The organism is Pseudomonas sp. MM211 (assembly GCF_020386635.1).
GTDB lineage: Bacteria > Pseudomonadota > Gammaproteobacteria > Pseudomonadales > Pseudomonadaceae > Aquipseudomonas.
The window spans coordinates 4,807,740-4,822,725 of sequence record NZ_CP081942.1; the positions used below are offsets into that span (position 1 = coordinate 4,807,740).

The following is a 14,986-nucleotide window of genomic DNA, read 5'->3' on the forward strand; positions in this document are numbered from 1 at the left end:
CAGTTATGTTGAATGAAACTGCTCAGCGTGTTGATCCGACGATCGGTTTTGAAACGGCTGGCCCAGGTACACCGGGCTTCAACCTGATCGAGGATAACGACCCGGCAATCTTTGCCAACACGGCAGCGACTGCCACTGACGATCCGGACACCACCGCCCCTGTCATCACCGTCAATGCCCCGGCAATCACCAATGACACGACGCCGACCATCACCGGTACGACTGATGCGCCGGTAGGCAGCATCGTGACCCTGACCATTACCCAAGGCGGCACGAGCTTCACCGTGACCACGCCGGTACTGGCAGGCGGTATTTACAGCGTTGAGTTGACTCAGCCATTGGCTGAAGGCCCTTATACCGTTGGCGCTCAGGTTACTGATCCGGCTGGCAACACCGGCTCGGCCACTGATAGCGGTGCCATCGACACCACTGCTCCGGCAATTACCGTCGATGCTCCGGCCATCAGCAATGACACGACGCCGACCATTACCGGTACTACCGATGCGCCAGTTGGCAGCACGGTCACGCTGACGATCACTCAGGGCAACACCGTCATTACCGTCACCACACCGGTTTTGGCTGGTGGCACTTACACCGTGGACGTTCCACAGGCTTTGGCTGAAGGCCCTTATACCGTCGGTGCCCAAGTTACCGATCCGGCTGGCAATACTGGCAACGCTACCGACAGTGGCGCTATCGACACTACGCCTCCGGCAATCACTGTCGATGCTCCGGCCGTCAGCAACGACACCACCCCGACCATCACCGGTACTACCGATGCACCAGTCGGCAGCATCGTGACCCTGACCATTACCCAAGGCGGCACGAGCTTCACCGTGACCACGCCGGTATTGGCAGGCGGTACCTATACCGTCGATATCCCGCAGGCGCTGGCCGAAGGCCCATACACCGTTGATGCCGCGGTCACCGATCCGGCTGGCAACACTGGCAACGCTAACGACAGCGGTGCGATCGATACCACTGCCCCGACCATTACCGTCGAAGCCCCAGCCGTCAGTAACGACACCACGCCGACCATCACTGGCACCACCGATGCGCCAGTCGGCAGCATCGTGACCCTGACCATCACCCAAGGCGGCACGAGCTTCACCGTGACCACGCCGGTATTGGCAGCCGGTACTTACAGCGTTGAGTTGACCCAGCCATTGGCTGAAGGCCCGTACACCGTTGACGCCGCAGTCACTGATCCGGCTGGCAATACCGGCAACGCTAATGACAGCGGTGCTATCGACACCACAGCTCCAGCCATTACCGTCGAAGCCCCAGCCGTCAGTAACGACACCACGCCGACCATCACTGGCACCACCGATGCGCCAGTCGGCAGCATCGTGACGCTGACCATCACCCAAGGCGGCACGAGCTTCACCGTGACCACGCCGGTATTGGCAGGCGGTACTTACAGCGTTGAGTTGACCCAGCCATTGGCTGAAGGCCCGTACACCGTTGACGCCGCAGTCACTGATCCGGCTGGCAATACCGGCAACGCTAATGACAGCGGTGCTATCGACACCACAGCTCCAGCCATTACCGTCGAAGCCCCAGCCGTCAGCAACGACACTACCCCGACTATCACCGGTACCACCGATGCGCCAGTCGGCAGCATCGTGACCCTGACCATTACCCAGGGCGGTACTAGCTTCACTGTGACCACACCGGTATTGGCAGGCGGCACCTACACCGTCGATATCCCGCAGGCGCTGGCCGAAGGCCCTTACACCGTCGGTGCTCAGGTTACTGACCCGGCTGGCAACACCGGCAACGCTAACGACAGCGGTGCGATCGATACCACTGCCCCGACCATTACCGTCGAAGCCCCGGCCGTCAGCAACGACACAACGCCGACCATCACCGGTACCACCGATGCACCGGTAGGCAGCATCGTGACGCTGACCATTACTCAGGGCGGCACAAGCTTCACCGTCACCACGCCGGTATTGGCTGGCGGTACTTACAGCGTTGAGCTGACTCAGCCATTGGCTGAAGGCCCGTACACCGTTGACGCCGCAGTCACTGATCCGGCTGGCAATACCGGCAACGCTAATGACAGCGGTGCTATCGATACCACTGCCCCGGCCATCACCGTCGAAGCCCCGGCCGTCAGCAACGACACGACGCCAACCATCACCGGTACTACCGATGCACCGGTCGGCAGCATTGTCACGCTGACCATTACTCAGGGCGGCACAAGCTTCACTGTCACCACGCCGGTATTGGCCAACAATACCTACAGCGTTGAGTTGACCCAGCCATTGGCTGAAGGCCCGTACACCGTTGATGCCGCGGTCACCGATCCGGCTGGCAACACTGGCAACGCTAACGACAGCGGTGCTATCGACACCACTGCACCAACCATTACCGTCGAAGCCCCAGCCGTCAGTAACGACACGACGCCGACCATTACCGGTACTACCGATGCGCCAGTTGGCAGCACGGTCACGCTGACGATCACTCAGGGCAACACCGTCATTACCGTCACCACACCGGTTTTGGCTGGTGGCACTTACACCGTGGACGTTCCACAGGCTTTGGCTGAAGGCCCTTATACCGTCGGTGCCCAAGTTACCGATCCGGCTGGCAATACTGGCAACGCTACCGACAGTGGCGCTATCGACACTACGCCTCCGGCAATCACTGTCGATGCTCCGGCCGTCAGCAACGACACCACCCCGACCATCACCGGTACTACCGATGCACCAGTCGGCAGCATCGTGACCCTGACCATTACCCAAGGCGGCACGAGCTTCACCGTGACCACGCCGGTATTGGCAGGCGGTACCTATACCGTCGATATCCCGCAGGCGCTGGCCGAAGGCCCATACACCGTTGATGCCGCGGTCACCGATCCGGCTGGCAACACTGGCAACGCTAACGACAGCGGTGCTATCGACACCACTGCACCCGTCATCACAGTTGATGCCCCGGCAGTTAGCAATGACACGACGCCGACCATCACCGGTACTACCGATGTGCCGGTTGGCAGCATCGTCACGCTGACCATTACCCAGGGCGGCACGAGCTTCACCGTTACCACGCCGGTATTGGCAGGCGGTACTTACAGCGTCGAGTTGACCCAGCCATTGGCTGAAGGCCCATACACCGTTGATGCCGCAGTCACTGATCCGGCTGGCAACACTGGCAACGCTAATGACAGCGGAGCCATCAACACCACAGCACCAACCATTACCGTCGAAGCCCCAGCCGTCAGCAACGACACAACGCCGACCATCACTGGCACCACCGATGCACCGGTTGGCAGCATCGTGACGCTGACCATCACCCAAGGCGGCACGAGCTTCACCGTGACCACGCCGGTATTGGCAGACGGCACTTACAGCGTCGAGCTGACCCAGCCATTGGCTGAAGGCCCGTACACCGTTGATGCTGCTGTCACCGACCCGGCCGGCAACACCGGCAGCGCTAACGACAGCGGTGCTATCGACACCACTGCCCCGACCATTACCGTCGAAGCCCCGGCCGTCAGCAACGACACAACGCCAACCATCACCGGTACCACCGATGCACCCGTCGGCAGCATCGTGACGCTGACCATTACCCAGGGCGCGATCACTTTCACTGTCACCACGCCGGTACTGGCAGACGGCACCTATACCGTCGATATTCCGCAGGCGCTGGCCGAAGGCCCATACACCGTTGATGCCGCGGTCACCGATCCGGCTGGCAACACTGGCAACGCTAACGACAGCGGTGCTATCGACACCACTGCACCCGTCATCACAGTTGATGCCCCGGCAGTTAGCAATGACACGACGCCGACCATCACTGGTACTACCGATGCACCAGTCGGCAGCATCGTGACGCTGACCATTACCCAAGGCGGCACGAGCTTCACCGTGACCACGCCGGTACTGGCAGGCGGTACTTACAGCGTTGAGCTGACTCAGCCATTGGCTGAAGGCCCGTACACCGTTGACGCCGCAGTCACTGATCCGGCTGGCAATACCGGCAACGCTAATGACAGCGGTGCTATCGATACCACTGCCCCGGCCATCACCGTCGAAGCCCCGGCCGTCAGCAACGACACCACCCCGACCATCACCGGCACCACCGATGCACCGGTTGGCAGCATCGTGACCCTGACCATTACCCAAGGCGGCACAAGCTTCACCGTGACCACGCCGGTACTGGCAGACGGTACCTATACCGTCGACATCCCGCAGGCACTGGTAGAAGGCCCTTACACCGTTGATGCCGCAGTCACCGATCCGGCTGGCAACACCGGCAACGCTAACGACAGCGGTGCTATCGATACCACTGCCCCGACCATTACCGTCGAAGCCCCGGCCGTCAGCAACGACACAACGCCGACCATTACTGGCACCACCGATGCACCGGTTGGCAGCATCGTGACGCTGACCATCACCCAAGGCGGCACGAGCTTCACCGTGACCACGCCGGTATTGGCAGACGGCACTTACAGCGTCGAGCTGACCCAGCCATTGGCTGAAGGCCCGTACACCGTTGATGCTGCTGTCACCGACCCGGCCGGCAACACCGGCAGCGCTAACGACAGCGGTGCTATCGACACCACGGCACCGCTACCAACCATTACCCTCGACGCCAATATCACCGCCGATGACGTGATCAACCTCGTTGAGTCCGGTCAGCAAATCCCGGTTACCGGCACCGTTGGCGGCGACGCCAAGGTCGGCGATACCGTCACCCTGACCGTCAATGGCAAGAACTTCACCGGTCTGGTGACCAACACCAACGGCACCCTGGGCTTCAGCATCAACGTCCCAGGCGCTGACTTGGCCGCTGATAGCGACCGCACCATCGATGCCAGCATCAGCACCAGCGATGCCGCCGGCAATATCGGCATTGGCAGAGACACCGAAACCTACAGCGTCGACACCACCGCTCCACTGCCGACCATCAGCCTCGATGCCAATATCACCGCTGATGACGTGATCAACCTCGTTGAGTCCGGTCAGCAAATTCCGGTTACCGGCACCGTTGGCGGCGACGCCAAAGTTGGCGACACCGTCACCCTGACCGTCAATGGCAAGACCTTCACCGGTCTGGTGACCAACACCAACGGCACGCTGGGCTTCAGCATCAATGTGCCAGGCGCTGACTTGGCCGCTGATAGCGACCGCACCATCGATGCCAGCATCAGTACCACCGATGCCGCCGGCAATATCGGCATTGGCAGAGACACCGAAACCTACAGCGTCGACACCACCGCTCCACTGCCGACCATCAGCCTCGATGCCAATATCACCGCTGATGACGTGATCAACCTCGTTGAGTCCGGTCAGCAAATTCCGGTTACCGGCACCGTTGGCGGCGACGCCAAAGTTGGCGATACCGTCACCCTGACCGTCAATGGCAAGAACTTCACCGGTCTGGTGACCGACACCAACGGTACGCTGGGCTTCAGCATCAACGTGCCAGGTTCGGATCTGGTGGCCGACGCTGGCAAAACCATCACCGCCAGCATCAGCACTACCGATGCAGCCGGTAACATTGGCACCGCCAACGACACCGAAACCTACAGCGTCGACACCACTGCACCAGTGCCGACCATCAGCCTCGACGCCAATATCACCGCCGATGACGTGATCAACCTCGGTGAGTCCGGTCAGCAAATCCCGGTTACCGGCACCGTTGGCGGCGACGCCAAAGTTGGCGATACCGTCACCCTAACCGTCAATGGCAAGACCTTCACCGGTCTGGTGAGCAACACCAACGGCACGCTGGGCTTCAGCATCAATGTGCCCGGTTCGGATCTGGTGGCCGAAGCTGGCAAAACCATCACCGCCAGCATCAGCACTACCGATGCAGCCGGTAACATTGGCACCGCCAACGACACCGAAGGCTATAGCGTCGACACCACTGCACCAGTGCCGACCATCAGCCTCGACGCCAATATCACCGCCGATGACGTGATCAACCTCGTTGAGTCCGGTCAGCAGATTCCGGTTACAGGTACTGTAGGCGGCGACGCCAAGGTCGGCGATACCGTCACCCTGACCGTCAATGGCAAGACCTTCACCGGTCTGGTGACCGACACCAACGGCACGCTGGGCTTCAGCATCAATGTGCCAGGCGCTGACTTGGCCGCTGATAGCGACCGCACCATCGATGCCAGCATCAGTACCACCGATGCCGCCGGCAATATCGGCATTGGCAGAGACACCGAAACCTACAGCGTCGACACCACTGCACCAGTGCCGACCATCAGCCTCGACGCCAATATCACCGCCGATGACGTGATCAACCTCGGTGAGTCCGGTCAGCAAATCCCGGTTACCGGCACCGTTGGCGGCGACGCCAAAGTTGGCGATACCGTCACCCTGACCGTCAACGGCAAGAACTTCACCGGCTTGGTGACCAACACCAACGGTACGCTGGGCTTCAGCATCAACGTGCCAGGTTCGGATCTGGTGGCCGACACTGGCAAAACCATCACTGCCAGCATCAGCACTACCGATGCAGCCGGTAACATTGGCACCGCCAACGACACCGAAACCTACAGCGTCGACACCACTGCACCAGTGCCGACCATCAGCCTCGACGCCAATATCACCGCCGATGACGTGATCAACCTCGTTGAGTCCGGTCAGCAAATCCCGGTTACCGGCACTGTCGGCGGCGACGCCAAAGTTGGCGATACCGTCACCCTGACCGTCAACGGCAAGACCTTCACCGGTCTGGTGACCAACACCAACGGCACCCTGGGCTTCAGCATCAACGTCCCAGGCGCTGACTTGGCCGCTGATAGCGACCGCACCATCGATGCCAGCATCAGTACCACCGATGCCGCCGGCAATATCGGCATTGGCAGAGACACCGAAACCTACAGCGTCGACACCACTGCACCAGTGCCGACCATCAGCCTCGACGCCAATATCACCGCTGATGACGTGATCAACCTCGTTGAGTCCGGCCAGCAGATCCCGGTTACCGGCACTGTCGGTGGCGACGCCAAGGTCGGCGACACCGTCACTTTGACCGTCAACGGCAAGACCTTCACCGGTCTGGTGACCAACACCAACGGCACCCTGGGCTTCAGCATCAACGTCCCAGGCGCTGACTTGGCCGCTGATAGCGACCGCACCATCGATGCCAGCATCAGCACCAGCGATGCCGCCGGCAATATCGGCATTGGCAGAGATACCGAAACTTACAGCGTCGACACCACCGCTCCACTGCCGACCATCAGCCTCGACGCCAATATCACCGCTGATGACGTGATCAACCTCGTTGAGTCCGGTCAGCAGATTCCGGTTACCGGCACCGTCGGCGGCGACGCCAAGGTCGGCGATACCGTCACATTGACCATCAATGGCAAGGCCTTCACTGGTCAGGTTCTGGCTGACAAAACCTTCAGCATCAACGTCCCAGGCGCCGACTTGGCGGCTGATGGCGACCGCACCATCGACGCCAGCATCAGTACCAGCGATGCCGCCGGCAATATCGGCATTGGCAGGGACACCGAAACCTACAGCGTCGATATCACGCCGCCTGCAGCGGCAATCGATATCGTCAAAATATCTGACGACACCGGAACACCTGGTGACTTCATCACACGTGACAGCACACTGACCGTGAGCGGTACCGTCGGTGCTCTGGCCTCTGGCGAAAAAGCCCAGATCAGCGTGGATGGCGGCACTACCTGGACTGACCTGAACGTCAGCAACGGCAGCTGGGATTACGCAGATGGCCGCACCCTCTCGCTGGGTGATCATAACTATCAGGTTCGTGTAGTCGATACCGCGGGTAACGTAGGTGCCACTGATACCCAGAAAGTCACCATTATCGCCAACCAGGATCCAATCGCGGTTAATGACCCAGGTACCGCGTCGGGGCTCACAGGTCAGTATTACGCCTATCACGAAGGTGCAAACCTTGACGGCGGCAACCTGAGTTCCTTGACTCAGGTAAGTGCATTTATCGCCGCTAACTCACCCGATGCTGCGTTCGTAGCGAAGAACATCAACTACAGCCTGAGTGGTGGTGACCTTGGGGGTAACAACAACCTGCAGTCTTTCCTCGGCTCTGACGCCGCATCGTTGAATGTTGATCCGGAGAACAGCAGCGACGCCATCATAAAACTCAGCGGTACGCTGCAACTGCAGGCTGGAAGCTATCAATTCCAAGTTAAAGCAGATGATGGGTACAGCATCTCGATTGATGGTGTGATCGTTGCCAGGTTCGACGGCAACCAGTCGCCGAGTACCAGCAATGGTGCGTTCACCATTAATGAGTCGGGCTCGCACACCATTGAAATCATCTATTGGGATCAAGGTGGTCAGGCCGTATTGCAACCAACATTGAGTTTCGGTGGCGGCCCGTATCAACAGCTGGGCAGTTTCTCTCCGGCGCAGGCCAACCCTGCCCTGGTCACTGCGGAAGACAATGCGCTGACGATTTCGCAGGCCACTCTGCTCGCCAACGATACCGATGCAGACGGAGATAGCCTGCGTATCATCGGCGTGGACAATCCTAAGCACGGCACCGTTACGCTTAACGACAACGGCACGATTACCTTCACGCCTGCGAGCAATTACTACGGCCCAGCTTCGTTCAGCTACACGATCAGTGATGGCAACGGAGGAACCAGCAAAGCAACTGTGACCGTGAACGTCACCGGCGACGCTGCTCCCGGCATCGGCGCAGTCAGCTCAGCCGTCGACAGTACCGGTGGTCAGGTGGATGAGGGAGACAATGCTGTTTTCACCGTCAACCTGACAAATGCCAGCATTACCACTACGACATTCAGCCTGGCGCTGAATGCCGGTACTGCAACCGCGGGTAGCGATTACAACGGCACGCTGACCAATCAGAGCTTCAGCAATGGCGTGACCTATAACGCCTCTACTGGCCAGGTCACTGTGCCGGCTGGCGTATCCAGCTTCACCGTCACCGTGCCGACCATCAATGACACCGTTCATGAACAGAACGAGAACTTCACTCTCACCGTGGGCGGCAAGACGGGTACTGCGACCATCATCGACAACGATGCCGCTCCTACCGTCAGCACCGTCAGTGCTGCAGTGGACAGCACCGGCGGTCAAGTGGACGAAGGCGACAACGCCGTGTTCACCGTCAACCTGACCAATGCCAGCAGCACGCCAACCACCTTCAGCCTGGCACTGAATGCCGGTACCGCGACTGCGGGCAGCGACTACAACGCAGCCCTGGCCAATCAGAGCTTCAGTAATGGTGTGACTTACAACGCAACGACCGGAACTATCACCGTTCCGGCAGGCGTTACCAGCTTCACGGTCACCGTGCCGACCATCAATGACACCGTCAGTGAACCGAACGAGACCTTCACACTGACCGTTGGTGGGAAGACCGGTACCGCAACTATCATCGACAACGATGCCGCGCCGACCGTCAGCACTGTCAGTGCAGCCGTCGACAGCGCTGGTGGCCCGGTCGATGAAGGCGATAACGCCGTCTTCACCGTCAACCTGACAAATGCCAGCAGCACGCCAACCACCTTCAGCCTGGCGCTGAATCCTGGAACAGCAACTGCAGGCAACGACTACAACGCGGCGCTGAACAACCAGAGCTTTAGCAATGGCGTGACCTACAACGCGGCAACCGGAACCGTCACCGTGCCAGCTGGCGTCACCAGCTTCACCGTGACCGTGCCGACCGTTAACGACACCGTCTATGAGCAGACCGAGAACTTCACGCTGACTGTTGGTGGGAAGACGGGTACTGCGGCCATCATCGACAACGATGCAGTACCGACGGTCAGCACCGTCAGCTCTGCTGTTGATAACACCGGTGGCCCAGTGGATGAAGGCGACAACGCCATATTCACCGTCAATCTGACCAACGCCAGTAGCACGGCGACTACCTTTAGCCTCGCCCTGAACTCTGGCACTGCCTTAGCTGGCTTCGATTACAACGCTGCACTGAACAATCAAAGCTTCAGCAGCGGGGTGACCTACAACGCTCTAACCGGAGTCGTTACCGTTCCGGCAGGGGTGACTAGCTTCACTGTCACCGTACCAACCATCAACGACACCATCGCGGAGCCAACCGAAACCTTCTCACTAACTGTTGGCGGGAAAACTGGCACCGCAACTATCATCGACAATGATGCAGCTCCGACTGTCAGTACCGTCAGTGCAGCCGTCGATAGCGCTGGCGGCCAGGTCGACGAAGGTGACAGTGCAGTATTCACCGTCACCCTCAGTAATCCCGGTAGCTCGACAAGCACCTTTAGCCTGACGCTGACCCCAGGTACTGCGACTGCCGGTAGCGATTACAACGCGGCTCTAAGCAATCAGAGTTTCAGCAACGGCGTGATCTACAACGTCATCACCGGCCAGGTCACCGTACCAGCTGGGGTGACCAGCTTCACGGTTACCGTACCGACCATCAACGACACCGTCAGTGAGCCGAACGAAACCTTCAGCCTGACCGTGGGTGGCCAGACCGGCACCGCCACCATCATCGACAACGATGCAGCCCCTACCATCAGCACGGTAAGTGCGGCGGTGGACAGCACCGGTGGCCAAGTGGACGAAGGCGACAACGCCGTCTTCACCGTCAACCTGACCAATGCCAGCAGCACGCCAACCACCTTCAGCCTGGCATTGAATGCCGGTACCGCGACTGCGGGCAGCGATTACAACGGTACGCTGACCAACCAGAGCTTCAGCAACGGGGTGACTTACAACGCCACCACTGGCCAGGTCACTGTGCCGGCAGGCGTGACCAGCTTCACCGTCACCGTACCGACCATCAATGACACCGTCAGTGAGCCGAACGAAACCTTCAGCCTGACCGTGGGTGGCCAGACCGGTACCGCCACCATCATCGACAACGATGCGGCGCCGACCGTCAGCACTGTAAGTGCGGCGGTGGACAGCATCGGTGGCCAAGTGGACGAAGGCGATAACGCCGTGTTCACCGTCAACCTGACTAACGCCAGCAGCACGCCGACTACCTTCAGCCTGGCGCTGAATGCCGGTACTGCGACTGCAGGTAGCGATTACAACGGTACGCTGACCAACCAGAGCTTCAGTAATGGTGTGACCTATAACGCGGCGACCGGAACCGTCACCGTACCGGCAGGCGTTACCAGCTTCACCGTCACCGTGCCGACCATCAACGACACCGTCAGTGAACCGACCGAAACCTTCAGTCTGACTGTGGGCGGCCAGACCGGCACCGCTACGATCATTGACAACGACGCCGCTCCTACCGTCAGCACCGTAAGTGCTGCCGTAGATAGCACCGGTGGCCAGGTGGACGAAGGCGATAACGCCGTCTTCACCGTCAACCTGACCAATGCCAGCAGCACTGCCACGACCTACAGCCTTGCGCTGAATGCCGGTACTGCGACTGCAGGCAGCGATTACAACGGCACGCTGACTAATCAGAGCTTCAGCAACGGGGTGACCTACAACGCCACTACAGGCCAGGTCACCGTGCCTGCGGGTGTCACCAGCTTCACCGTCACCGTGCCGACCATCAACGATACGGTCAGCGAGCCGACCGAGAACTTCAGCCTGACTGTTGGCGGGAAAACCGGTACTGCGACCATCATCGACAACGATGCCGTGCCGACCGTCAGCACCGTCAGCGCGGCGGTGGACAGCACCGGTGGCCAAGTGGATGAAGGCGACAACGCCGTCTTCACCGTCAACCTCACCAACGCCAGCAGCACTGCCACGACCTTCAGCCTGGCGCTGAATGCCGGTACTGCGACTGCAGGTAGCGATTACAACGGTACGCTGACTAATCAGAGCTTCAGCAACGGAGTGACCTATAACGCAAGCACCGGCGTAGTGACGGTGCCAGCTGGCGTCAGCAGCTTCACGGTTACCGTACCGACCATCAATGACACGGTCAGCGAGCCAACCGAAACCTTTAGCCTGACCGTGGGCGGCCAGACCGGCACCGCCACCATCATCGACAACGATGCGGCTCCTACCGTTAGCACTGTCAGCGCTGCTGTAGACAGCACGGGTGGCCAGGTCGATGAAGGCGACAACGCCGTGTTTACCGTCAACCTGACCAATGCCAGCAGTACGCCGACCACGTTCAGCCTCGCTCTGAATGCTGGTACTGCGACCGCGGGCAGCGATTACAACGGCACCCTGACCAATCAAAGTTTCAGCAACGGCGTGACCTACAACGCCACCACTGGCGAGGTCACCGTACCGGCTGGCGTGACCAGCTTCACCATCACAGTGCCGACCATCAATGACACCGTCAGCGAGCCAACCGAAACCTTCACGCTCAACGTGGGTGGCAAAACCGGTACTGCGACCATCATCGACAACGATGCCGTGCCGACGGTCAGCACCGTAAGTGCTGCCGTAGATAGCACCGGTGGCCAGGTCGACGAAGGCGACAACGCCGTGTTCACCGTGAACCTGAGCAACGCCAGCAGCACTGCCACGACCTTCAGCCTGGCGCTGAATGCCGGTACCGCGATTGCGGGCAGCGATTACAACGGTACGCTGACTAATCAGAGCTTCAGCAATGGTGTGACCTACAACACCACTACTGGCCAGGTCACCGTGCCTGCGGGTGTCACCAGCTTCACCGTCACCGTGCCGACCATCAACGATACGGTCAGCGAGCCGACCGAGAACTTCAGCCTGACTGTTGGCGGGAAAACCGGTACTGCGACCATCATCGACAACGATGCCGTGCCGACCGTTAGCACCGTCAGCGCGGCGGTGGACAGCACCGGTGGCCAAGTGGACGAAGGCGACAACGCCGTGTTCACCGTCAACCTCACCAACGCCAGCAGCACTGCCACGACCTTCAGCCTGGCGCTGAATGCCGGTACCGCGACGGCGGGTAGCGATTACAACGGTACGCTGACCAACCAGAGTTTCAGCAACGGCGTGACCTATAACGCAAGCACCGGCGTCGTGACGGTACCGGCTGGCGTCAGCAGCTTCACGGTCACGGTTCCAACCATCAATGACACGGTCAGCGAGCCAACTGAAACCTTCAGCCTGACCGTAGGCGGCCAGACCGGCACCGCCACCATCATCGACAACGATGCGGCTCCTACCGTCAGCACCGTCAGCGCTGCCGTCGATAGCACTGGTGGCCAGGTCGATGAAGGCGACAACGCCGTATTTACCGTCAACCTCACCAATGCCAGCAGCACGCCGACCACGTTCAGCCTGGCGTTGAACCCTGGCACGGCCGTGGCGGGTAGCGACTACAACGCGGCGCTGACCAATCAGAGCTTCAGCAATGGCGTGACCTACAACGCCACCACTGGCGAGGTGACCGTACCGGCTGGGGTGACCAGCTTCACCGTCACCGTACCGACCATCAACGACACCGTCAGCGAGCCAACCGAAACCTTCACGCTCAACGTGGGTGGCAAAACCGGCACTGCAACCATCATCGACAACGATGCCGTGCCGACTGTCAGCACCGTCAGCGCGGCGGTGGACAGCACCGGTGGCCAAGTGGACGAAGGCGATAACGCCGTCTTCACCGTCAACCTGACCAATGCCAGCAGCACTGCCATGACCTTCAGCCTGGCGCTAAACCCTGGCACGGCCGTGGCCGGTCTCGATTACAACGCCGCGCTAAACAACCAGAGTTTCAGCAATGGGGTCACTTACAACGCGGCCACCGGCGTCGTCACCGTGCCGGCTGGGGTAACCAGCTTCACCGTCACCGTGCCGACCATCAACGACACCGTTGCCGAGCCGACCGAAACCTTCAGCCTGACCGTAGGTGGCAAAACCGGTACCGCGACCATCATCGATAACGACGCCACGCCTACCGTCAGCACCGTGAATTCGGCTGTCGACAGTGCGGGCGGCCAAGTGGATGAAGGTGACAACGCTGTCTTCACCGTCAACCTGACCAATGCCAGCAGCACGCCGACCACCTTCAACATCGCGCTGAATCCGGGCAGCGCGACCGCTGGTAGCGACTACAACGCGGCGCTGACCAATCAGAGCTTCAGCAACGGCGTGGTGTACAACGCCATCACCGGTCAGGTCACCGTTCCGGCTGGGGTGTCCAGCTTCACCGTCACGGTTCCCACCATCAACGACACCGTCTACGAGCCGACAGAAACCTTCACCCTCACCGTGGGTGGCAAAATCGGTACCGCGACCATCATCGACAACGATGCTGTGCCGACCGTCAGCAACGTGAGCTCGGCTGTCGATAGCGCGGGTGGCCAGGTCGATGAAGGCGACAACGCCGTGTTCACCGTCAACCTGACCAATGCCAGCAGCACCGCTACCACCCTCAGCCTCGCGCTGACCCCTGGTACGGCTGTGGCGGGCAGTGACTACAACGCGGCGCTGACCAACCAGAGCTTCAGCAACGGGGTTACCTACAACGCGGCGAACGGAACCGTCACTGTGCCTGCAGGCGTGACCAGCTTCACCGTCACGGTGCCGACCATCAACGACACCGTCTACGAGCAGACCGAGACCTTCACCCTGACCGTCGGCGGCAAGAGCGGCACGGCGACCATCATCGACAACGATGCGGTACCAACGGTCAGAACCATCGAGGTCGGCCAGGCCGGCACCGCTGATGACAACGTGATCGAAGGCAACAACCTGGTCTTCAACGTCACGCTGAGCAATGCCAGCTCGACGCCGACTTCGCTGTCCTTCAACGCCACGGGTACGGCGACCGCAAATGTCGATTACAAACTGACCGCGCAGAGCTTCAGCAATGGCGTGACCTACGACGCCAGCACCGGGAAGATTACCGTGCCGGCCGGGGTCACCAGCTTCTCGGTGACCGTGCAGACGCTCGCCGACAACGTGGTCGCCGAACCGCTGGAAACGGTGCGCCTGGAGATCGGCGGGCAAACCGCAACCGGCGGCATCATCGACGGCACGCCAGATGCGAAGGACGACAGCTACACCAAGGTCACGGGCCTGAAAGCCGAGTACTACGGCTATAACGACTCGAGCACCGGTGCGAATAATGACGGCGCTAACCTGACCAACCTCAGCCAGGTTCG

Annotated in this window: 1 pseudogene; it reads left to right on the forward strand. The window is 60.3% G+C overall.

What is annotated here, in order from left to right:
- Window positions 1–5 precede the first annotated feature (5 nt).
- A pseudogene (locus K5Q02_RS22140) lies at window positions 6–14,411 on the forward strand (Ig-like domain-containing protein); the annotation flags it as partial.
- Window positions 14,412–14,986 lie beyond the last annotated feature (575 nt).